Annotated in this window: 22 protein-coding genes and 1 pseudogene; 13 read left to right on the top strand and 10 right to left on the bottom strand. The window is 68.8% G+C overall.

Annotated features, from left to right (window positions below; all coding sequences use genetic code 11):
- The first annotated feature begins 98 nt into the window (after positions 1-98).
- The 4 genes from A9X03_RS22440 (at position 99) to A9X03_RS22430 (ending at position 2,827) form a co-directional block, all read left to right on the top strand.
- Positions 99-353, top strand: coding sequence for a cell division/environmental response transcriptional regulator (locus tag A9X03_RS22440; protein ID WP_046185670.1), 255 nt, complete (start codon positions 99-101; stop codon positions 351-353).
- A 123-nt stretch (positions 354-476) separates the two neighbouring features.
- On the top strand, positions 477-578 hold the full coding sequence (locus A9X03_RS28755; protein ID WP_003402602.1) for a 30S ribosomal protein bS22: 102 nt from the start codon (positions 477-479) through the stop codon (positions 576-578).
- Positions 579-629: 51 nt separating this feature from the next.
- On the top strand, positions 630-1,757 hold the full coding sequence (locus A9X03_RS22435; protein ID WP_067757697.1) for an SDR family oxidoreductase: 1,128 nt from the start codon (positions 630-632) through the stop codon (positions 1,755-1,757).
- Complete coding sequence (locus tag A9X03_RS22430; protein ID WP_197694440.1) at positions 1,739-2,827, top strand: lysophospholipid acyltransferase family protein; 1,089 nt, start codon at positions 1,739-1,741, stop codon at positions 2,825-2,827. Before A9X03_RS22435 ends, A9X03_RS22430 begins: the two co-directional genes overlap by 19 nt.
- Positions 2,828-2,926: 99 nt before the next feature.
- Here A9X03_RS22430 and A9X03_RS22425 read toward each other — a convergent pair whose 3' ends face one another.
- The 6 genes from A9X03_RS22425 to A9X03_RS22400 form a co-directional block, all read right to left on the bottom strand.
- A complete protein-coding gene (locus A9X03_RS22425; protein ID WP_067757703.1) occupies positions 2,927-3,856 on the bottom strand; it encodes a cyclopropane mycolic acid synthase family methyltransferase in 930 nt (309 codons plus the stop codon).
- A gap of 10 nt (positions 3,857-3,866) precedes the next feature.
- Positions 3,867-4,397 carry a MaoC family dehydratase N-terminal domain-containing protein gene (locus A9X03_RS22420; protein ID WP_067757706.1) on the bottom strand — a complete coding sequence of 177 codons (531 nt, stop codon included), beginning with the start codon at positions 4,395-4,397 and terminating at the stop codon, positions 3,867-3,869.
- 45 nt (positions 4,398-4,442) lie between these two features.
- Complete coding sequence (locus tag A9X03_RS22415) at positions 4,443-5,354, bottom strand: HAD family phosphatase (protein ID WP_067757709.1); 912 nt, start codon at positions 5,352-5,354, stop codon at positions 4,443-4,445.
- A gap of 144 nt (positions 5,355-5,498) precedes the next feature.
- Positions 5,499-5,783, bottom strand: a complete 285-nt coding sequence (locus A9X03_RS30690) for a hypothetical protein (protein ID WP_067757712.1) — start codon at positions 5,781-5,783, stop codon at positions 5,499-5,501.
- 4 nt (positions 5,784-5,787) lie between these two features.
- Positions 5,788-6,078 carry a WXG100 family type VII secretion target gene (locus tag A9X03_RS22405; protein WP_068018091.1) on the bottom strand — a complete coding sequence of 97 codons (291 nt, stop codon included), beginning with the start codon at positions 6,076-6,078 and terminating at the stop codon, positions 5,788-5,790.
- The gene (locus A9X03_RS22400; RefSeq protein ID WP_067889017.1) at positions 6,071-6,370 is read right to left on the bottom strand and encodes a WXG100 family type VII secretion target; all 300 of its coding nucleotides are present in this window, start codon (positions 6,368-6,370) and stop codon (positions 6,071-6,073) included. The genes A9X03_RS22405 and A9X03_RS22400 overlap by 8 nt, the downstream gene beginning before the upstream one ends.
- A 59-nt stretch (positions 6,371-6,429) precedes the next feature.
- On the opposite strand from A9X03_RS22400, the pseudogene A9X03_RS22395 reads away from it, so the two are divergent.
- The 7 genes and pseudogenes from A9X03_RS22395 (at position 6,430) to A9X03_RS22365 (ending at position 12,641) form a co-directional block, all read left to right on the top strand.
- Positions 6,430-6,794, top strand: a pseudogene (locus A9X03_RS22395) (glutaredoxin family protein).
- Between the two features lie 7 nt (positions 6,795-6,801).
- Positions 6,802-8,172, top strand: coding sequence for a glutamyl-tRNA reductase (locus A9X03_RS22390; protein ID WP_067889020.1), 1,371 nt, complete (start codon positions 6,802-6,804; stop codon positions 8,170-8,172).
- A gap of 13 nt (positions 8,173-8,185) precedes the next feature.
- A complete protein-coding gene (hemC, locus tag A9X03_RS22385) occupies positions 8,186-9,130 on the top strand; it encodes a hydroxymethylbilane synthase (protein ID WP_068018098.1) in 945 nt (314 codons plus the stop codon).
- 23 nt (positions 9,131-9,153) lie between these two features.
- Complete coding sequence (locus tag A9X03_RS22380; protein ID WP_068018096.1) at positions 9,154-10,812, top strand: uroporphyrinogen-III synthase; 1,659 nt, start codon at positions 9,154-9,156, stop codon at positions 10,810-10,812.
- Positions 10,813-10,838: 26 nt separating this feature from the next.
- A complete protein-coding gene (hemB, locus tag A9X03_RS22375; protein ID WP_082950512.1) occupies positions 10,839-11,819 on the top strand; it encodes a porphobilinogen synthase in 981 nt (326 codons plus the stop codon).
- Between the two features lie 49 nt (positions 11,820-11,868).
- Positions 11,869-12,381 (top strand): DUF3093 domain-containing protein, encoded by a 513-nt coding sequence (locus A9X03_RS22370; RefSeq protein ID WP_082950516.1) that lies wholly within the window; start codon positions 11,869-11,871, stop codon positions 12,379-12,381.
- Positions 12,378-12,641: a hypothetical protein gene (locus A9X03_RS22365; RefSeq protein ID WP_067756004.1), complete on the top strand. Its 264-nt coding sequence runs from the start codon at positions 12,378-12,380 to the stop codon at positions 12,639-12,641. Before A9X03_RS22370 ends, A9X03_RS22365 begins: the two co-directional genes overlap by 4 nt.
- On the opposite strand, the gene A9X03_RS22360 is transcribed toward A9X03_RS22365, so the two are convergent.
- Positions 12,628-13,053 (bottom strand): STAS domain-containing protein, encoded by a 426-nt coding sequence (locus tag A9X03_RS22360; protein WP_067756028.1) that lies wholly within the window; start codon positions 13,051-13,053, stop codon positions 12,628-12,630. The genes A9X03_RS22365 and A9X03_RS22360 overlap by 14 nt on opposite strands.
- A gap of 315 nt (positions 13,054-13,368) precedes the next feature.
- Between A9X03_RS22360 and A9X03_RS22355 the strand changes: the two genes are divergently transcribed.
- Positions 13,369-14,607, top strand: coding sequence for an acyltransferase (locus tag A9X03_RS22355; protein WP_067756007.1), 1,239 nt, complete (start codon positions 13,369-13,371; stop codon positions 14,605-14,607).
- Between the two features lie 93 nt (positions 14,608-14,700).
- Complete coding sequence (locus tag A9X03_RS22350) at positions 14,701-15,387, top strand: GDSL lipase (RefSeq protein ID WP_067756009.1); 687 nt, start codon at positions 14,701-14,703, stop codon at positions 15,385-15,387.
- Here the strand turns inward: A9X03_RS22350 and A9X03_RS22345 are convergent.
- The 3 genes from A9X03_RS22345 to A9X03_RS22335 form a co-directional block, all read right to left on the bottom strand.
- Entirely contained in the window at positions 15,384-18,701 is a 3,318-nt protein-coding gene (locus A9X03_RS22345) for a LuxR C-terminal-related transcriptional regulator (protein ID WP_082974558.1), read from the bottom strand. The genes A9X03_RS22350 and A9X03_RS22345 overlap by 4 nt on opposite strands.
- A 260-nt stretch (positions 18,702-18,961) precedes the next feature.
- Positions 18,962-21,073 carry an acyltransferase family protein gene (locus A9X03_RS22340; protein ID WP_197696126.1) on the bottom strand — a complete coding sequence of 704 codons (2,112 nt, stop codon included), beginning with the start codon at positions 21,071-21,073 and terminating at the stop codon, positions 18,962-18,964.
- A 46-nt stretch (positions 21,074-21,119) separates the two neighbouring features.
- On the bottom strand, positions 21,120-21,995 hold the full coding sequence (locus A9X03_RS22335) for an esterase family protein (RefSeq protein ID WP_197499192.1): 876 nt from the start codon (positions 21,993-21,995) through the stop codon (positions 21,120-21,122).
- Between the last annotated feature and the right edge of the window lie 146 nt (positions 21,996-22,141).

Genomic DNA, 22,141 nt, shown 5'->3' with positions numbered 1-22,141 from the left:
CCCCATTAGTCCCGCTATTCTCCTCTTTGTATGCACGTGTGGGTGCCAGCGGAGGGGAAGCCGCTGGCATTGCGGGTGCCTGACACGATTGGGTTGCGATGACGTCTACGAACGGGCCATCGGCGCGCGATTCTGCTGGTAAGCGGGACACCGGTTCCGGCGAGGGCCAGCAGGGCAGGACACAATTCTTGACCGTCGCCGAAGTGGCCGCGTTGATGCGGGTCTCCAAGATGACGGTGTACCGGCTGGTGCACAACGGCGAGCTGCCCGCGGTCCGGGTCGGGCGGTCTTTCCGGGTACACGCCAAGGCGGTGCACGACATGCTGGAGACGTCTTACTTCGACGCGGGCTGACCCGAAACCGCACTTCGCTCTTCGCTCGGTGGTCGCCGACGCCGTTTGGTGTTCGGTGCGTCCCGCCGGGTAAAGTGTCCGGGTCAATCCTGCAAACAGGTCACGGGTCAGATAGCGGAGTTCATGGGTTCAGTAATCAAGAAGCGGCGCAAGCGCATGTCGAAGAAGAAGCACCGCAAGTTGTTGCGCCGCACTCGGGTGCAGCGCAGAAAACTCGGCAAGTAGGCCCGCCCGCGGCATCCGCTGCGGTCTCTGCCGAGTCGATAGGCTGTTTGGGTGGATCAGTCGAGTGGGGATGGCGCCGGAACCGGCGACACCGCGAGCAACACGGTGCACTACCCCAAGGTGGTGCTGGTCACCGGTGCGTGCCGGTTCCTGGGCGGCTACCTGACGGCCCGGCTCGCGCAGAACCCGATGATCAACGCGGTCATCGCCGTGGACGCGATCGCGCCCAGCAAGGACATGCTCCGCCGGATGGGGCGCGCGGAGTTCGTCCGCGCCGACATCCGTAACCCGTTCATCGCCAAAGTGATTCGCAACGGCGAGGTGGACACCGTGGTGCACGCGGCCGCGGCGTCGTACGCCCCGCGGTCCGGGGGCACCGCGGCGTTGAAGGAAATCAACGTGATGGGTGCGATGCAGCTGTTCGCCGCCTGTCAGAAGGCGCCCTCGGTGCGGCGCGTGGTGCTCAAGTCGACGTCTGAGGTGTATGGGTCCAGCGCGCACGATCCGGTGATGTTCACCGAGGACAGCACGAGCCGCCGGCCCTTGCGCGGCGGTTTCGCGAAGGACAGCCTGGACATCGAGGCCTATGCCCGCGGACTGGGCCGCCGTCGGCCCGATATCGCGGTGACGATCCTGCGGCTGGCCAACATGATCGGACCCGCTATGGACACCACGCTGTCGCGGTACCTGGCCGGGCCGTTGGTGCCGACGATGTTCGGCCGCGACGCGCGGCTGCAGTTGCTCCACGAGCAGGATGCGCTGGGCGCGCTGGATCGCGCGGCGATGGCCGGCAAGGCCGGCACGTTCAACATCGGCGCCGACGGCATCATCATGCTGTCGCAAGCGATCCGCCGGGCCGGCCGGATTCCGTTGCCAGTGCCCGGTTTTGGCGTGTGGGCGCTCGATTCGTTGAGACGGGCTAACCGTTACAACGAGATCAGCCGCGATCAGTTCGCCTACCTGAGTTACGGCCGCGTCATGGACACCACCCGGATGCGGACGGAGCTGGGCTATCAGCCGAAATGGACGACCGCCGAGGCCTTCGACGACTACGTTCGCGGCCGCGGCATGACTCCCATTATCGATCCGCATCGGGTACGCTCCTTGGAAGGTCGCGCCATATCCCTAGCTCAGCGCTGGGGCAGCCGAAATCCAATTCCGTGGGGTGGGGTCAGGTAGGAATCGTGGCGGGTGAAAGCAGAGCGAATGTTATTCCGCTGCATACGAATCGGGGTCGGGTAGCAGCACGCCGGAGAGCCGATCAGCGCGCGGAGTCCGCCCGCCAGCATCCCTCCTTGCTCTCGGATCCGAATGGTCGGGCGTCGGCCGAGCAGATCGCCGCCGTCGTTCGCGAGATCGATGAGCATCGGCGTGCGGCCGGCGCCGGCTCGTCGGAGGTGCCGCTCAACGACTTCGCCCAGCGCGTGGCCGCAGTGGCCGGGTTCATGCGCCAGCGGCTCACCGGCGACTACACCGTCGACGAGTTCGGTTTCGATCCGCACTTCAACAGCGCGATCGTGCGGCCGTTGCTGAGGTTCTTCTTCCGGTCGTGGTTCCGGGTGGAGGTCAGTGGTGTCGAAAACCTGCCCAGCGAGGGCGCCGCACTGGTGGTGGCCAATCACGCCGGGGTCTTGCCGTTCGACGGGTTGATGCTGTCGGTCGCCGTCCACGACGAGCACCCCGCGCAGCGCGACCTGCGGCTGCTCGCCGCCGACATGGTGTTCGACCTGCCCGTCGTGGGTGAAGCCGCCCGCAAGGCCGGCCACACCATGGCCTGCACCACGGACGCGCACCGGCTGCTCGCCGCCGGCGAACTGACCGCCGTGTTCCCCGAGGGCTACAAGGGGTTGGGTAAGCGCTTCGAGGACCGTTACCGGTTGCAGCGGTTCGGCCGCGGCGGATTCGTCACCGCGGCGCTGCGCACCAAGGCGCCGATCATCCCGTGCTCGATCATCGGCTCGGAAGAGATCTACCCGATGCTGACCGACGTGAAGCTGCTGGCGCGGCTCTTCGGGCTGCCCTACTTCCCGATCACGCCGCTGTTCCCGCTGGCCGGGCCGGCGGGCCTGGTGCCGCTGCCGTCGAAGTGGCGCATCGCGTTCGGCGAGCCGATCTACACCAACGACTACGCCGCGTCCGACGCCGAGGACCCGATGGTCACCTTCGAGTTGACCGATCAGGTGCGCGAGACCATCCAGCAGACGCTGTACCGGTTGCTCGCCGGCCGTCGCAACATCTTCTTCGGCTGACGCTTTTCGTTTACCGGCCCCGCCCGGTTCGCTATCCGGCTTGGTGCCGACGCGAAAACGCCCCGGAGCCAATGGCTTCCGGGGCGTTTTTCGGGCGAATTACTTGACCATCGTGAACTGGCAGACGTTGGTGTAGCCGTCGCGGAACAGGTCCGAGCAGCCGCGCAAGTACTTCAGGTAGATGTCGTAGGTCTCCTGCCCCTTCAGCGCGATCGCCTCTTCCTTGTGCGCCTCGAGCGCGTCGCCCCAGGCGGTCAGCGTCGGGACGTAGTTCTTGCCGATGAAGTGGTGGCGCTCGATCTTGAAACCGGCGTCGGTCGCGTACTTGTCGACCAGGTCGACCTGAGGCAGCTTCCCGCCCGGGTAGATCTCCTTGAGGATGAAGCTGATGAACCGCAGCAGGGTCATGTTCACCTGCAAGCCCATCTTCTTGCCCTCTTCGGCGGACGGCACCACGATCGAGTGCAGCAGCATGCGGCCGTCGTCGGGCAGCAGGTCGTAGTACTTCTTGAAGAAGGTGGCGTACCGCTCGTACCCGGCGTCACCGGCGCCGTCGGCGAAGTGCTCGAACGCACCCAGCGACACGATGCGGTCGATCGGTACGTCGCCAGGGAATTCCTCCCAGCCCTGGATCCGCACCTCTTTGCGGCGGGGGCTGTCCATCTTGTCGAACTCGGCCACGCAGTGGGCGTACTGGTTTTCGCTGAGCGTCAGGCCGATGACGTTGACGTCGTACTCGGCCACCGCGTGCCGCATCGTCGAACCCCACCCGGAGCCGATGTCGAGCAGTGTCATGCCTGGCTCGAGGTTGAGCTTGTCCAGCGCGAGCTTGCGCTTGGCGTACTGCGCCTCTTCCAGCGTCTTGGTCAGGTTCTGGGGGTCCGGATTCTCGTCGAAATAGCCGCAGCTGTAGGTCATCGACGGGTCGAGCCAGAGCTTGAAGAACTCGTTCGATTTGTCGTAGTGCGACCGGACCTTCTCGACCGGCGGCTTCAGTTGCGTGCTACCGCTTTCCCCCTGTGACGTCATTGATTCGAACCTACTTTCCCGCTGATATGGACTTTCCCGCTGATATGGACGCGACTGCCGCGACGGTTGCTTCGTGGTCGGCATCGTTGTTTGCGGCTTCCCCCAGCATCGTGACTGTACTGGTGATGACCGGTTTGCCCTCGGCGTCCGTGACCTCGCTACGGATCTCGGTGATCACGGCGCCATGGGACTCAATGACCGAGTCTAGATAGGTGTCGAAGTAAAGCCTATCCCCTGCGACGATCGGCCGGTGGAACTTGAATTTCTGGTCGCGGTGCATGACCCGCGCGATGTTGATCGGAATGCTGAACTTGGTGAAGATCTCCAGCTGCACGCGCCGGCCCGCGATGGCGAGGAACGTGGGCGGGGCCACCAGCGCGTCGTATCCGGCCGCGGCGGCGTCGGCCTCGTTGAAGTGCGTCGGATGGTCGTTGTTGATGGCGAGGGCGAACTCCCGGATCTTCTCGCGGCCGACGAGGAAGTAATCCGGCGCCCGGTAATGGCTGCCGATGAGCCCTTCGGCTCCCTTGGGGATTGTCATAGCGCTGTCGCTCTCCGCTCGAATAGGTCTCAGCGGCGCAGCCTATCAGCGCGATTGCCGCCGGGAAGCCACCGCGGCCAGTGCACCACCGGCCGCACCGAGCGCCAACGCCGACGGGACCCCGATCCGGGCGGCCTTGCGGGCGGTGCGAAAGTCCCGGATCTCCCAACCGCGTTCGCGGGCCAGTGTGCGCAGGCGTGCGTCCGGGTTGATCGCGACGGCGGTGCCCACCAACGAGAGCATGGGCACGTCGTTGAAGCTGTCGGAGTAGGCCGTGCAGCGTTTGAGGTTCAGGCCCTCCCGGATCGCCAGCGACCGCACGGCGTGCGCCTTTCCGGTCCCGTGCAGGATGTCGCCGACGAGCCGGCCGGTGAACACCCCGTCGACGGACTCCGCGACGGTGCCCAGGGCGCCGGTCAGGCCGAGCCGCCGCGCGATGGTCGCCGCGAGTTCGTAAGGGGTGGCGGTGATCAGCCACACCTGCTGGCCCGCGTCGAGGTGCATCTGCGTCAGCTCGCGAGTGCCCGGCCAGATTTTGTCCGCGATGATCTCGTCGTAGATCTCCTCGCCCAGCGTCACCAGCTGTTCGACCGAGCGGCCCTCGATGAAGGCGAGCGCTTTGCGACGGCCGGCGGCGACGTCGTTGCTGTTCTCCTTGCCGAGGACCTGGAATTTGGCCTGGGCATAGATGAAACCCAGCACATCGCGATAGGTGAAGTAGTTGCGCGCGGCCAGCCCGCGGCCGAAGTGCACCGCCGAGGAGCCCTGCACCAGGGTGTTGTCGACGTCGAAGAAGGCGGCCGCGGTCAGGTCGATCGGCGGCTGGGGCCGGTCCTCGTCGGTGGCGGCCTTTTCGGCTTGCAGGTCCTCCAGCGCACGGGCCGCGCTGGCGTCGGCGGCCAGCGACTCCAGGTCAGCGCGACTGACGTCTCCGTCGACGGGGTCAGAGGAAGTCATCGCCAAACCTCCTAGATCGCTGTGTTGCCTGGCGACCCAGTGGGTCCCGGTATCCAACCCTATCCGGCGGTTGTGCCGCGGGGCGTCGGCTATGCCGCGCTGTCGAGTGTGAAGCTAGCCGCACACTCGGCGCCGAGCGTGAAGCTAGCTGCACACTCGACAATGTCCGCTCGCATCTGTGGTGTAGGCGGAGTCGACTTCCTGAGAGCTTTGCTCGCGTTGATCGTCGAGTGTTGGCGTGGCCTCCGCCAACAGCATTGCCATGGTGCCGCCGCCCGCGGCGGTCTCGGTGGCCATGAAGCTCGTGCCCGCGCTGCAGGCCAGCGCCGCCGTCAACGCCGAAATCACCGATCCCATGGACTCGCCGGTGGCCAGCACCGTGGCACCGGCGCGGTCTAGCGCAGTCGCGTCACACGCCAGCGGCGCCATCTGGTCACGACCACATGCCGAGATTCGTCGACATCGCCCCGGTGTAGTTGCCGTGCGCGGTCGCGGCAACCTTCTTCAACTGCGCCAGCGCCTCGCGCATCATCGCCTCGCCGCGCACCCAGTGCTGATGCGACTCGGCGTGCGCGGCCGCGGCCTCACCCGTCCACGTGGTGTGCAAACGCGTTACGCGGGAATCGATTTCGGTGATCATGTCCTCGGCGTAGCGCTGAAAGTCGGCCATCCGCTGCACCGAGTCGGCCAACGCCTGCGGATCCACCCGAAACGCCTCAGCCACCGCGCACCGCTCGCTCCGCCGCGGCGGACCCGGCCTCGTTGGCCTGATAGCCCTCGCCGGCCTCACCCACGAGGCGCGCCAACATCGACAGCCCCAGCTGAACCTCGCGAGCGCCCCGATGCCAGAGTTCCCACGCGGAGGAATACGCCGTCCCGGACGCGCCTTGCCAGCCGCCCAGCATCTGCCCCACCTGATCGTCCAGCTGAGCGAGGCGGCTCGAAAGGTGCTCTGCCGCGCCGGCGGTGGAAACGGCGTGACTCTGCATCACCGCCGGGTCAACTCGCAGGGCCATGACCGGAAAGTAACGCCGGCCAGATGTCCCCACAAGTCACCGGTGCCAGACTGATGGCCATGACCGACGCCCCCCGACGGCCGCAGGTGGAACTGCTGACTCGCGACGGCTGCACCCTCTGCGTGCGGGTGCACGACCGGCTCGAGGAACTGGCGTCCGAGCTGGGCTTCGACCTGTCGACGACCGACGTCGACGCCGCCGCGGCCGCCGGCAACCCGGCGCTGCGGGCCGAATTCGGTGACCGGCTGCCCGTGATCCTGCTCGACGGCCGCGAGCACAGCTACTGGGACCTCGACGAGCCGCGGCTGCGCGCGGATCTGGGGAGATGAGGACCACCGGGCAATTATTTGGTAGCCCACCTGATAAACGATTACCTTGGAAACCAGTTCAGTTACTGGAGGAAGCAAGGGAGCTGGCCAGGTGATGCTGCCGTGAGCGTCTTGCTCTTCGGGGTTTCGCACCGCAGTGCGCCGGTCTCCGTCCTGGAACAACTCAGCATCGACGAATCCGATCAGGGCAAGATCGTCGACCGAGTGTTGCAGTCGCCGCTGGTGACCGAGGCGATGGTGCTGTCGACATGCAACCGGGTCGAGGTCTATGCAGTGGTGGACGCGTTCCACGGCGGGTTGGCGGCCATTGGGCAGGTGCTGTCGGATCACTCCGGAATGTCGATGGGGGACCTGACCAAATACGCGTACGTCCGGTACAGCGAGGCCGCCGTCGAGCACCTGTTCGCGGTGGCCAGCGGGCTGGACTCCGCCGTGGTGGGTGAGCAGCAGGTGCTCGGCCAGGTGCGCCGCGCGTATGCCACCGCGGAAGGCAATCGGACCGTCGGGCGGGTGCTGCACGAGCTGGCCCAACGGGCGCTGTCGGTGGGCAAGCGGGTGCATTCCGAGACCGCGATCGATGCGGCCGGCGCCTCGGTGGTGTCGGTCGCCCTCGACATGGCCGAGCGCCGGCTGGGCGGCCTGGAGGGCAAGACCGCCGCGCTGGTCGGCGCCGGCGCGATGGGCGCCCTGGCCGCGGCCCACCTGACCCGCTCCGGTGTCCGGCGGGTGCACGTCCTGAATCGGTCGTTGTCCCGGGGGCAGCGGCTGGCCCGCAAGATCCGCGAATCCGGTGTGCAGGCCGACGCGATGGCCCTCGACCGGCTGGCCGACGCGGTCGCCGACGCCGACGTCGTGGTCAGCTGCACCGGCGCGGTGAGCCCGGTGATCACACTGGCCGACGTGCACCACGCGCTGGCCGCCGCCCGCCGCGACGAGTCGACGCGTCCGCTGGTGATCTGCGACCTGGGCATGCCGCGCGACGTGGATCCGGCGGTCGCCGGCCTGCCCGGTGTGTGGGTCGTCGACGTGGACCGCGTGCAGCACGAGCCGTCGGCGCACGCCGCCGCGTCCGACGTGCACGCCGCGCGCCACATCGTGGCCGCCGAAGTGGCCGCCTACCTGGCCGGCCAGCGGATGGCCGAGGTCACCCCGACGGTGACCGCGCTGCGCCAGCGCGCCGCCGACGTGGTGGAGGCGGAGCTGCTGCGCCTGGACAACCGGCTGCCCGGCCTTCAGAGCGCCCACCGCGAGGAGGTGGCGCGCACCGTGCGGCGGGTGGTGGACAAGCTGCTGCACGCGCCGACCGTGCGGATCAAACAACTCGCCAGCGCCCCCGGCGGCGATAGCTACGCCGAAGCGCTGCGCGAACTCTTCGAACTCGACCAGACCGCCGTCGACGCCGTCGCTGCGGGCGAATTGCCCGTCATAGCAACGGGATTCGACGCCGGAACGCAAGAACCCACCGCCGAGTAGCCGATTGGCGAATGTGATCCGGATAGGCACCCGGGGCAGTCTGTTGGCCACCACCCAGGCCGGCGTCGTCAGGGACGCCCTGATCGCCAACGGTCACCCCGCGGAGTTGGTGATCATCACCACCGCCGGCGACCGCTCGTCGGCGCCCATCGAAACCCTGGGCGTCGGCGCCTTCACCACCGCACTGCGCGAGGCCATGGACGACGGCCGGGTGGACGCCGCGGTGCACTCGCACAAGGATTTGCCCACGGCGGACGACCCGCGGTTCACGATCGCGGCGATACCGCCCCGCAACGACCCCCGCGACGTGGTGGTGGCCCGCGACGGGCTGGTGCTCGGGGAGTTGCCGCCGGGTTCGCTGGTGGGCACGTCGTCCCCGCGCAGGGCCGCGCAGCTTAGGGCATTGGGTCTCGGTTTGGAAATCCGCCCCCTACGAGGCAACCTAGATACCAGGTTGAACAGGGTAAGCAATGGTGATCTCGACGCGATCGTGGTGGCTCGGGCCGGACTGGCCCGGCTCGGTCGCCTCGACGATGTCACCGAGACGTTAGAGCCGGTGCAGATGTTGCCAGCACCGGCTCAGGGCGCGCTCGCCGTCGAATGCCGCGCGGGTGATGAATTGGCGGCGGTGCTGGCGGAGTTGGACGACGCCGACACGCGCGCGTCGGTCACCGCGGAGCGAGCCCTGCTGGCCGAACTGGAGGCGGGTTGCTCCGCACCGGTGGGCGCGATCGCCGAGGTGGTCGAGTCCATCGATGAGGACGGCCGCGTCTTCGAAGAGCTGTCGCTGCGCGGTTGCGTGGCGGCGCTGGACGGGTCCGACGTGATACGCGCGTCCGGCATCGGCACCGCCGACCGGGCGCGCGAGCTGGGGGTATCGGTCGCCGCGGAGTTGTTCGAACTCGGCGCCCGAGAGCTGATGGCCGAAGCGCGGCAGGACCCGAACCGAGGAAATTAATTGCGAGTGACGTGGGAGCGACAATGACGACGCGAGGGCGTAAGCCGAGACCCGGCCGCATCACGTACGTGGGTTCCGGACCCGGCGATCCGGGTCTGTTGACCACCCGGGCCGCGACGGTATTGGCGAACGCCGCCCTGGTGTTCACCGACCCCGACGTGCCGGAGCCGGTGCTGGCGCTGATCGGCAAGGACCTACCACCCGTCTCCGGCCCGGCGCCGGCCGAGGCCGCCGCCGGCAACGGTGACGCGCCCACCGGCGGAGCGGAGCAGCCCGCGGTGATATCGGCCGGTCCGGATGTCCGCCCGGCGCTCGGCGAGCCGACCGAGGTGGCCAAGACGCTGACCGCCGAGGCCCGTGCCGGCGCCGACGTGGTGCGGCTGGTGGCCGGCGACCCGCTGACGGTCGACGCGGTGATCACCGAGGTGAACGCCGTCGCGCGGAGCCACCTGCACATCGAGATCGTGCCCGGCCTGGCGCCGACCGGCGCCGTGCCCAGCTACGCGGGTCTGCCGCTGGGCTCGTCGCACACGGTCGCCGACGTGCGCGACCCGAACGTGGATTGGGACGCTCTGGCCGCCGCGCCCGGCCCGCTGATCCTGCAGGCCACCACGTCGCATCTGGCCGACGCGGCGCGCACCCTGATCGAGCACGAGCTCTCCGAGAGCACCCCGTGCGTGGTGACCGCGCACGGCACCACCTGCCAGCAGCGGTCGATCGAGACCACGCTGGGCGGTCTGACCGACTCGGCCGTCCTGGGCGGGACGGACCCGGCGGGCCCGTTGACCGGGCCGCTGGTGGTGACCATCGGCAAGACGGTGGCCAGCCGGGCGAAGCTGAACTGGTGGGAGAGCCGGGCGCTGTACGGCTGGACGGTGCTGGTGCCGCGCACCAAGGACCAGGCCGGCGAGATGAGCGAGCGGCTGACGTCCTACGGCGCGCTGCCGATCGAGGTGCCGACCATCGCCGTCGAGCCGCCCCGCAGCCCCGCCCAGATGGAGCGGGCCGTCAAGGGTCTGGTCGACGGCCGCTTCCAGTGGGTGGTGTTCACCTCCACCAATGCGGTGCGCGCGGTGTGGGAGAAGTTCGGCGAGTTCGGTCTGGACGCGCGGGCGTTCTCGGGCGTCAAGATCGCCTGTGTCGGCGAGTCGACGGCCGACCGGGTCCGGGCGTTCGGCATCAGCCCCGAGCTGGTGCCTGCGGGCGAACAGTCCTCACTCGGCCTGCTGGACGACTTCCCGGACTACGACAGCATTTTCGACCCGGTGAACCGGGTGCTGCTGCCGCGGGCCGACATCGCCACCGAGACGCTGGCCGAGGGACTGCGCGAGCGCGGCTGGGAGATCGAGGATGTCACCGCCTACCGGACGGTGCGGGCCGCGCCGCCGCCGGCGGAGACGCGGGAGATGATCAAGACCGGCGGCTTCGACGCGGTGTGCTTCACCTCCAGCTCCACCGTGCGCAACCTGGTCGGCATCGCCGGCAAGCCGCACGCGCGGACGATCATCGCCTGCATCGGTCCCAAGACGGCCGAGACCGCCGCGGAATTCGGGCTGCGGGTGGACGTGCAGCCCGAGACGGCCGCCGTCGGCCCGCTGGTCGATGCCCTGGCCGAGCACGCCGCCCGGTTGCGCGCCGAGGGCGCGCTGCCACCGCCGCGTAAGAAGAGCCGCAGGCGCTAGTGGGCCGCCACCAGAGGAGCTAGCCCATGGCCTACCCGCGGCAGCGTCCGCGCCGGCTCCGCTCCACCCCCGCGATGCGTCGCCTGGTGGCGCAAACATCTTTGGAGCCAAGGCATTTGGTGCTGCCGATGTTCGTCGCCGACGGTATCGACGAACCACGGCCGATCGCGTCGATGCCGGGCGTGGTGCAACACACCCGCGACTCGCTGCGCAGCGCGGCGGCCGACGCCGTCGCAGCCGGGGTGGGCGGGCTGATGCTGTTCGGGGTGCCCCGGGACGAAGACAAGGATGCGACGGGGTCGGCGGGCACCGATCCCGACGGCATCCTCAACCTCGCCCTGCGCGACCTGGCCAAGGATCTCGGCGATGCGACGGTGTTGATGGCCGACACCTGCCTGGACGAATTCACCGACCACGGCCACTGCGGCGTCCTGGACGCCAGGGGCCGGGTGGACAACGACGCCACGTTGGCTCGCTACGTGAAACTTGCTGTGGCGCAGGCGGAATCGGGCGCGCACGTGGTGGGCCCGAGCGGGATGATGGACGGCCAGGTGGCCGCGATACGCGACGGCCTGGACGCCGCGGGCCACACCGACGTGGTCATCCTCGCCTACGCCGCGAAGTTCGCCTCGGCGTTCTACGGCCCGTTCCGCGAGGCGGTCAGCTCCAGCCTGTCCGGCGACCGGCGCACCTATCAGCAGGAGTCGGGCAACTTCCGCGAAGCGCTGCGCGAGATCCGGCTGGACCTCGACGAGGGCGCGGACATCCTGATGGTCAAGCCCGCGCTGGGTTACCTCGACGTGGTGGCCGCCGCGGCGGAGGTGTCGCCGGTGCCGGTGGCGGCCTACCAGGTCTCGGGGGAGTACGCCATGATTTGCGCTGCGGCCGCCAACAATTGGATCGACGAGCGGGTCGCGGCTCTCGAGTCATTGACGAGCATTCGCCGGGCCGGAGCCGATATTGTGCTGACCTACTGGGCCGCCGACGTGGCGGGTTGGCTTTCGTGAGATGGGGCTTGCTGTGAATTCCGAGTCGACGGCCGCGGAACGCAAGCCGCTGTTCTACGAACCGGGCGCCAGCTGGATCTGGGTGCTGTGGGGCCCGGTGGCCGCGGGCGCGATGATCCTGATCGAAATCTGGAGCGGTGCGCCCGTGTCGTTCCTGATCCCGCTGATCTTCTTGGTCCTGGTATCGGGGTTCGTCGGGTTGCAGGTGAAGGCGGCCCGGATCCACGTCTCGGTCGAACTCACCGAGGACGCCCTGCGCCAGGGCACCGAAACCATCCTGGTGCGCGAGATCCTCAAGGTGTACCCGGAACCGGAGAACCACGAAGCCTCCGGCAAGGAGTTGGCGCGGTGGCAGTCGGCGCGGGCCCTCGGCGAATTGGTCGGGGTGCCGCGCGGCCGCATCGGCATCGGCCTGAAGCTGACCGGCGCGCGCTACGCGCAGGCGTGGGCGCGCCGGCACCGTGAGCTCCGCGCGGCCCTGACCCCGTTGGTCCAGGAGCGGGTCGAGCCTGCCGACGTGACCGACTTCGACCGTGACGACGACGCCGGGTCCGCGCAGTGAGCGCCCGCTACCGGAGCAACAGGGCGTTGGTCGAACTCGCCCTGGCCTGCGCGGCGCTGATCGGCGCGGGAGTCAGCTGGGCGCGGTCGCACCACACCGTGGCGGTGGCGCCGATCGCGGACGGGCAGCCGTTCACCACGTCGACGGTGTATGACCCGCAGCTGCTCTTGCTGGCCCTGCTGCTGCTGACCAGCGCAGGGGTGCTGGCGGTGGTGGGAATCTCCAGGCAGCGCCGTGAGCGGCGCGCTAAGACATCCTGACCAGCGGCAACGCCATGCGACGGCGGCTGGCGATCGCGTCGGCCAGGTCGTGCAGCGCCTCGGGCACCGAGTAATTGCCGGAGAACCCGCCGTCAGCCACCAGTTCGGCGACCGCCGGGCTTGCCACCAAGGTCCACTGCACCCCCTCGGCGCGGCACGCGTCATCGAAGGTTTCCAGAAGTGAAATGCCCGCCGTAGCAAATTCGCTTACGTCGCCCATGTCGAGCACCACGCGGTCCTCTCCGAGGATGAAACGCCGAATGTGCTCGCCGACCTGATCCGCATTGCAGGCGCTTATTTCCCCCCGGATCGTCACCACGGTCGCCAATTGGCGGCGGTGAGCCCGAACCCATGCGCCGCCGCACTGGAAGATGCCGTTCTGATCCCGTGTCAGGACATCGGCGATCGTCATGGGCACCCCTCACTCTCCGTGGCGCTCGCTATGGCTTTGACGCTAAACCGCAAGCTTAAGGAGGGTGAAAGCCGCATCTAACGTTTTGTTAAGAAGCGATTTTCGCCGCCATTCCGCGCCGATACGAGCAAAGTTGGTCCGGGGCCGATTCGCCGCGAAAGTCCGCGTGCCACACCACAACCGTCCGGGCGTCACGGCGGTTGCGCTGCTAGGCTGCCAGGGCTACCGGTTGCGAGGCGGGGACTTGTGACAGCGCGAGGTCGCCCGGTCAGCCGAGCTACCAGGCGAACGTGAAGTCCAGGCGGAAAGAGCATCGTGCGCGGCGCAGAGATCAGGGGAGAGATCAAGGCCCTGACGGGACTTCGCATCGTCGCCGCGCTCTGGGTAGTGCTCTTCCACTTCCGGCCGATGCTGGGCGACGTGGGGCCCGACTTCCGCGACGCCCTCGCGCCCGTGCTCAACTGCGGCGCCCAGGGCGTCGACCTTTTCTTCATCCTCAGCGGGTTCGTGCTGACCTGGAACTACCTGGACCGGATGGGCCGGTCGTGGTCGACGCGCGCCACCCTGCACTTCCTGTGGCTGCGGCTGGCCCGGGTGTGGCCGGTGTACCTGGTCACCCTGCACCTCGCCGCCCTGTGGGTGATCTTCACGCTGCACGTCGGCCATGTGCCGTCGCCCGACGCCGGTCAGCTCACCGCGATCAGCTACGTCCGCCAGATCCTGCTGGTGCAGCTGTGGTTCGTCCCGTTCTTCGACGACTCCAGCTGGGACGGGCCGGCCTGGTCGATCAGCGCCGAATGGCTGGCGTACCTGCTCTTCGGCCTCCTGGTGCTGGTCATCCTGCGGATGAAGCAGGCCACGCGGGCGCGCAGCCTGATGGTGCTCGCGTTCGCGGCGGCGCTGCCGCCCGTGGTCATGTTGCTGGCGAGCGGCCACTTCTACACCCCGTGGAGCTGGCTGCCGCGGATCGTCACGCAATTCGTCGCCGGCGCGCTGGCGTGCGCCGCGGTGCGCAGGCTGCGGCTGACCGATCGCGGCCGCCGCGTCGCCGGGTACCTGTCCCTGTTTCTCCTGGCCGCCATGGTGGGCGTCCTGTATTGGTTTGACGCGCACCCGATCTCCGGCGTCGTGGAGAACGACAGCGGCGGCGTGGTCGACATCCTGTTCATTCCGTTGGTGATCACGCTGGCGATCGGCGTCGGGAGCCTGCCGAGGGCGCTCTCAACGCGGTTGATGGTGTACGGCGGGCAGATCTCGTTCTGCCTGTACATGGTTCACGAGCTGGTGCACACCGCCTGGGGCTGGTCCGTCGAGCAATTCGAGCTGAGGCCACAGGACAATCCGTGGAAGTGGAACGTCATCGGCCTGCTCGCGATCGCCGTGTTGATCTCGATCGCGATGTATCACTTCGTCGAAGAGCCCGCGCGTCGTTGGATGCGCAAGATGGTGGATGTCAAAGCCGTCACCGCGAGAAGCGAACCCGAAGAGGCCGCGGGTGGCAAGGTCCATCCGATCGACCGTTCGCTGGAAAAGGTTTCAGCCCGCGCCGTGTGAGGGTTGTCTTAGCGCCCCGCCGCGAATCGCGGGCGATAATCGATGGAACGCAGTGGCACATGACGATGCCGTTGACGGGGGAGGGAGGTAGTAGTGAGTCGTCTGGCCACCTTCGTCATCGGTTTGACCTTTCTGGTCGGCGTCGGCATCGCCTATCCCGCCCAGGTGCGCACCTACGACACGCTGACCCTGGATTTCCGGTTGAACCATCTGGCGGTCGTCGGGGATTCCTACACCACCGGCACCGGCGAGGGCGGGTTGGGCTCGAGGTCGTGGCCCGCCCGCGCGTGGGACGGGCTCGCCGCGCGGGGCGAGCGGATCTCGGCCGACGTGGCGGCCGAGGGCCGGGCCGGTTACGGCATGCCGGGTGACCACGGCAGCGTGTTCGAGGACCTGACCTCCCGGGCCGTGCAGGCCGACGATGTCCTGGTGGTTTTTTTCGGCTCGCGCAACGACGAGCCGATCGATCCGGGTGTGATCGGTCAAAAAGCCCGCAGCACATTCGATTTGGCCCGGCGTCTGGCGCCGTCCGCGCGGTTTCTGGTGATCGGGCCGCCGTGGCCGACGGCAGACGTGCCCCTCCCGATCCTGCTGATTCGCGACGCGCTCGCCGCGGCGGCCGGGTCCGCGGGGGCGACGTGGGTGGACCCGATCGCCGAACACTGGTTCGTCGGCAGGCCCGACCTGATCGGCGCGGACGGCGTGCACCCGAACGACGCCGGGCACCAATACATGGCGGACAAGATCGCGCCGCTCATCCGGACCCAGCTGTCGGCCTAGGTGTGGCGGGCGGCTTCCTGAGCGAGCTGCACCCGCGACGACACGGCGAGTTTGGCGTAGACGTGCGTCAGATGAGATTGGACGGTGCGCGCGGAGATGAACATTCGCGCGGCGATGTCCTTGTTGGGCAGCCCTTCGCTGACGAGGCGAACCACGTCGATCTCGGTCGGCGTCAATGACTCCCAACCGCTGGCCGGTCGCCCGCGCGCGCCGCGACCCCGCTGCGCGTAACCGATGGCCTCCGCGGTGGACAGGGCACGCCCCGCTGACCACGCGGCTTCAAAGTCGTCCTGCCCCAGGGTTTCCCGAACCGTTGACAGCGCCGCGTCGTAAGCCGGTTGAAAAGCCTTGAAGCGCACCGAGCCATGGCGTTGCCGCATGCCATTTGCCGCACCGAAAAGCCGGGCCGCGTGCTCGGGGTTGGAGTCGGCGGCCAGCGCCGCGAGACCCTCCAGGGCGTCCGGAAGTAACACGTGTCCGCCGGTGCGCTCGGCGACCGCGACGGCGTCGTGCAGATCGGTTTCGGCCTGCTGCGGCTCGCCCTGGGCGACGGCGACCCGGGCGCGCGACGTCAGCGCCAGCATCCGTTGCGATCCCGGCGCGACCGCGACGGTGTCGTCCGCCCAGCGTCGGGCGGCGGCCAGGTCGCCACAGCCCAGCGCCGCGTCGGCAATGGGCACCGTGCACCGGTTGAGAAGTTCCTTCAACGGATACGTGGACCGCCAGGCCGCGTCGCAGGCCTGTCTGGCCGCCGCGGCGTCACCGGCGGCCAGTTCGGCGATGGCCAGGAACGTATAGGCCGAGTCCTCGTGGAAACCGCCCAGCGCGGCGCCGATTTCCAGGGCGGTGTGCGCTGCGGTGCGCGCCGCAACGGCATCGCCGATCGACGCGAGCGCTTGCGCGCAGATGATCTGACCGAAGACCTCCATGGGGCGGTCCCCGGCCGCTCGCGCCTCCTCGACCAGCGAACGCGACATCTCGAGGCCCTCGGTCAGCCTGCCTCGCATTGCCAGCGTGCTGCCGAGGAACGTACGACTGTAACGGGACGCGAAGCTGTCGCCGAGCGCGTCGCCGAGGTCTCGTCCCTCCTCGCCCGCCGCCTGCGCGGCGATGATGTCACCCCCGACGGCACACGTGAAACTTTGGTAGGCGCGCAGCTGCGCCAGCGCGGCGAGGTCACCCGATGTGCGTGCGAGATCCGCCGCCTCGGTGAAGTACGGTTCGGCCAACGTGGGGTTGCCCACCGCCAACATGCCGCAGGTCATCAAGCTGTGCACGACGAGCGCCTCGTCGCCGAGCTGGCGCGCGGTAGCCAGGGCCTGTTGCGCGCGCTGCAGGCTGAACGGGACCGAGGACCAGACCCCGAGCAGCCCGGCGTCGGCGACCCCCCGCACCCAGACCTGGGGCGCGACGTCCGCGTCGCGGTACCGCTCGTCGCTGAAGATGGCATCGAACCCCGTCACGCCCTCGCGAAACCGGCCACGCGTCAGCCAGACCCGCTGCAGCGCCGACACCAGCCGCAGCGCCGGGTCGAACTCCCCGGCGTCGCAACTCCAGGCGTGGGCCGCCCGCAGGTTGGCCATCTCGAGTTCGGCCCAGGGGACCAGCGGGGAGCCGTCACCACGCATCCGCGATTCCAGCTCCGCCGCGGCGGCGGTGTAGTGGTCGCGGTGGCGAATGCGCACGGCCTCGGCTTCACCCGACTCGGCCAGCTTTTCCAGGCCGTACTGCCGGACGGTCTCCAGCAGCCGGTAGCGCATCATGCCGTCGATTTCCTCGGTGACGATCAGCGACTTGTCGACCAGGAGCCCGAGCAGGTCGATGAGCTGAAAGTGCTCGACCCCGGCGTCGGCGCCCACGGCGTGCGCGGCATCCAGGTCGAACCCTCCCATGAACACCGCCAGCCGGCGAAACAGTATGCGTTCCGGCTCGGTGAGCATGGCGTGGGACCAGTCGATGGATGCGCGCAGCGTCTGCTGGCGGCGGACCGCGGTGCGCGCGCCCCCGGCCAGCAGGCGGAAGTTGTGGTGCAACCCGTCGACGATCTGGGTCAGCGACAGCGTGCGGGTCCGCGCGGCGGCCAGCTCGATCGCCAGCGGCATGCCGTCCAGGCGCTGACAGATCTCAGCGATCGCGGACGAATTGTCTTCGGTGAGTTGAAAATCCGGTCTCGTGCGGCGGGCACGATCGGCGAACAACTCGAGGGCCTCGCCGTCGACCGTCAGCGACGGCACCCGCCAGGTCAGTTCCCCGGCCATGCCGATCGGTTCCCTGCTGGTCGCCAACACGGTGACGCCCGGCCCGGCATCGAGCAGGGCGACGATCAGCTCGGCACTCGCATCCAGCAGGTGTTCGCAATTGTCCAGCAGCAGTAGCATTTTGCGGTCCCGGACGAATTTCGCCACCGTTTCCATCGTGGAGCGGCCCGGCTGATCGGCAAGGCCCAGGGTGCGCGCCACGGTGACGGGCACGACGAGGGGGTTGGTGACCGGGGCGAGATCGACAAACCAGGCCCCGCCGGGGAACTCGTCGGACACCCGCGCCGCGACCTGCACCGCCAACCGTGTCTTTCCGACTCCGCCCGCGCCGGTCAGGGTGACCACCCTGTTGTCCCGCAGGATCTGTCCGATGTCGCTGATCTGGTCGCCACGGCCGACGAAGCTGGTCAATTGGACCGGAAGATGAGACGCCGCAACGGCGTTCGTGGTGCGTAACGGCGGGAATTCCGCACGCAGGCCGGGATGGTTGAGTTGCACGACGCGTTCGGGGCGCGGCAGATCCCGCAAGGGGTACACGCCCAGGTCTATCAGCCAGGCGTCGGCCGGTAGCCGGTCGACGACCAGCGGTTCGGTGGCCCCGGACAGCACCGTCTGCCCGCCGTGGGCGAGGTCGCGCAGCCGCGCCGTCCGGTTGATCGTGGGCCCGGCGTAGTTGCCGGCATCGCGCAGTTGGACCTCGCCGGTGTGCACGCCTATTCGGATCCGGATCGGCGGGAGTACGGACAGTTGGATCTGCAGGGCGCAAGCGACGGCGTCGCTGGCGCGGGCGAAGGCGATCACGAAGCTGTCGCCCTCGCCCTGCTCGACCGGCCGCACCCCGCCGTGGGCGGCGACCAGGCCGTTGACGGTCTGGTTCAGTTGCTCGAGGGCCGCCGTCATGGTGTCGGACTGGGTTTCCCACAGCCGGGTCGAGCCTTCGACGTCGGCAAGCAGCAACGTCACCGTCCCAGTGGGCAGCTCGCTCAAGCTCTGCTCGCTCCAGTCCAGCAGCGGCATGTCCGCCGACGAATCGATGTCGATCATGTTAGCCAGCATGCGGCCGCGGTGAGCGGCAAAACATCAGCAAAAGCGCGCAGAGTCCGGGCGCGGCCACGCGGATTTACGACTGGGGTTCAGTCCTCGGCGTGGCGCTCGTAGTCCCATCGCTCCAGGCGGGCTTGCAAATTCAGCAAGCCGAACCCGGCGACTGGAGCGGCGGCCGCAATGCAGGCCAGCAGCAGCGGAGTCATCCCCTACAACCTCCCAAAACCCTTCGCTGATATGACGTTCGTCAACCACCAGAAGTTCATTTCCGCTCACCCACCCGCCAGGGCCCGGTCCGCGAGCGCGCCGATCACCGGCGCCAGCAACTGCGCGTACTCGGTCGTCACGTGGTTGTCGTCGCGGAACACCAGGGTGTTGCCGACGATCATCGGGCAGCGCTCGGGGGTGCAGAACAGGTCGGTGAGATCCGCGTACTGGCCGCCGCCGGCCGTGGTTGCCGCACGCTCGGCGGCGATGCCGTCGTCGTTGACCGCGGCGGACCGCGTCGGCGCGCAGGCGCCGGCGTCGTCGAGGTGCGCGGAAAGGCAGGCGGGCAGCGACGAATGGGGATCCGGGGCGGGCCCGAGGATCAACACCGCAGCGCCGGTGCCGCGCAATTGCGTGACGGTGCGGCCCAGGGTGTCGATCCACGCCGGGTCGTAGGAGGTGAAACCGAAGTCCGCGGCGTAACGCCGGCTCATGTCCACCACCACCAGGCGCGGATGTTCGGCGGCCACCCGGGCCACGACCTGGCCGCGCCACTGTTCGCACTCGGTGTACTCGCGGCCCAGGTACGGGCTGACGATGTGCAGGTCCTGGATGGGGCAGGTCACCTTGGCCAGCGTCTCCAACCGCCAGTGGCGCTGCTCGGCGACCTGCGCAAAGGCCGGGTCCCACATGGCGGCGTGTGAGTCGCCGATCAGGGTGACCGTCGTCGGCGACGCGAGATCGCCCGTCGCGCACTCGTTTTGCCCGACCTCGCGCCAGGAGCGCACGCACCCGTTGACGAAGACCGCGGCCTTGTCGGCGGACGCCTTGGCGAGCGGGGGGTCGAGATTGGCGGGCACGGCTTTCAGGTTCGCCGACGCGGCGACCGCCGCGCGCGCCTGAGCGAACGCCGCTCGGACCGCCGCCTCTTGTGCGCTGACGGTGGGGGCGGAGCTGGGCGGAACCGCGACGATGTTGGCCCGCGGGGCGGCCGCCCCATGACCGACGGGCACCGGCACCGCGTTCAGCAACAGCACGCAGGCGCAGGCCGCGACCGCGCTGGCGGCCCCGGCGACGGCGAGGCTGGTCCTCGCCGACCGGCGCAGGGCGGCGGCGAACCGGCCCGGGTTTTCGACCAGGTGCAAGGTGATGATGGCGAGCCCGGCGGACACCGCCGTCGCGGTCAGCCGGGCGGGCAGGCCTGCGGGCTCACCCAGCAGTGCGGGCATCAGCAACAGCACCGGCCAGTGCCACAGGTACCAGGAATAGGAGATCCGGCCGATCGCGCGCATCGCAGGCCGGCACAGCAGCCGGCCGGCCCCCAGGCCGCGGCTGACGCTGCCGCCGCCGATGACGAGCGCGGTGCCCAGCACGGGCAGCAGCGCGGCGGTGCCGGGGTAGGGGGTGTGCGCGTCCAATTGCGTGCAGGTGAGCAGGATCAGCGCCAGGCCGCCCCAGCCGGCGATCGACGCGGTGCGCAGTGACAGGTGGTGCCACTGCTGAATCGACAGGGCCAGCAGGCCACCCGCCGCCAGTTCCCAGGCGCGGGTCGGCAGGGAGAAGAACGCCCAGGACGGCGACGTGCGGCTGCACAGCACGGCCGCCGTCAGCGACGCCGCCCCCACCAGGCCCAGGACCACCGCATACGGTGTGGCGCCCCGCAGCGCCGGAAGGCGCCGCGCCAGCCAGGCGGTGCCGATGATCAGCACCGGCCACACCAGATAGAACTGTTCCTCCACGCCGAGCGACCAGTAGTGCTGGAAGGGCGATTCCAGGTGCGGGGTCAGGTAATCGGTGCCCTGGGTGGCGAACCGGTAGTTGCCGACGTACAGGGCGCTGGCGATGCCGTCGAGGAACACGCTGCGCGCTTGCAGCGGCGGCAGCACGACGGCCGCGCCGAGGGCGGTGAGGACGCCGACGACCGCGGCGGCCGGCAGCAGGCGACGAGCCCGCGCGCCGTAGAAGCGGCCCAGCGCAACGGTGTTGGTGGAGGACGCCTCCCGGAACAACAGGCCGGTGATGAGGTAGCCGGAGATGACGAAGAACACGTCCACGCCGATGTATCCGCCGCTGACGCCAGGGATGCCCGCGTGATAGAGCACCACCGCGATGACCGCGACCGCCCGCAGTCCCTCGATGTCGGGTCGAAATCCGGTCCGCTTCACCGCCCGCTCCACTTGGCGGGTGGTGAGTTCGCTGGGCCGGACGCTCATGGGGTCTCCGCTAGGTCGCCATCCAGGCGAGCTCGCCGGGCAACATGAGACGCCACCAGGTCATGTCGTGTCCGCCGACCGTGAAGCTGACTACCGGTGGCGTTTTGAGTTGGCTGACGAATTGGCGGGTGGCGGGATAGAAGCGGTCGAAGGTGCCGCAGTCCACCCGTAGCGGAATCTGCGACAGCGCCGGCACGCCCAGCACGCTGTTCTGCGTCCAGTCGTCGTTGCTGTCGAACGCCTTGGGGGCGCTGTCGGCGAACGAGCTGTACAGCGCCGGGCTGATCGCGCAGATCCCCGCGGTCCGCGCCGGCCCCAGCTTGGCGCCCAGGTGCAGCGCCCCGTAGCCCCCCATCGACCAGCCCATGAAACCCACCCGGGAGGTGTCGAAACCCATCGTGGACAGCATCGGCAACAGCTCGTCGAGCACCATTGCGCCGGCGTCGGTGCCGTCGGCCCGTTTGTGCCAATAGGAATCGCTGCCGCCGTCGACGCCCACCACCGCGAACGGCGGCTTGCCCTCCTTGACCAGTTGGGCCAGGCCTTGCTCGACACCGCAGTCGAGCATCATGTTCGCGTCGCCGTCCTTGCCGTGCAGGGCGATCACGGGGCGCAGTGTCCCGGTATGGCCGGGTGGCAGGGCGATCACGTAGTTCGTCTTCACGCCGCCGCGGGCGGCGGAGACGAACGAACCGGTGAGCTTCGTCGGCAGGTTGCTGCTCGCCGCGGACGGCTCGAACGGGGCCGGAGCCTGCGGCAGCGTCGCGGCCTGCGGCCTGACCGGATCGAGCAGGCCACTCAAGGCGAACACGCCGGCGGCTCCCAGGCCGGCGCTGGCTCCCATCCGCAGCACCGCCCGGCGGGTCAGGTCAGGCATGATCGCAATAATGCCGCCCTGACCGGTGATTACCTGCCGAGCCACGCCGAAATGGAAGCATTGTGTGATCTGGCGTGACCTGTCGGTCTCCAACCGGTTACCTGCGGTGCACCCATTCGCCGCCTCGGGCGGCGCGAGGCGGCCGAGTTGCGGCG

Origin of the sequence: Mycobacterium sp. E1715, assembly GCF_001667625.1 — a bacterium.
Taxonomy (GTDB): Bacteria; Actinomycetota; Actinomycetes; order Mycobacteriales; family Mycobacteriaceae; genus Mycobacterium.
Note: the sequence above shows the minus strand (reverse complement) of the source record. Positions and strands in the feature narration are given on the sequence as shown.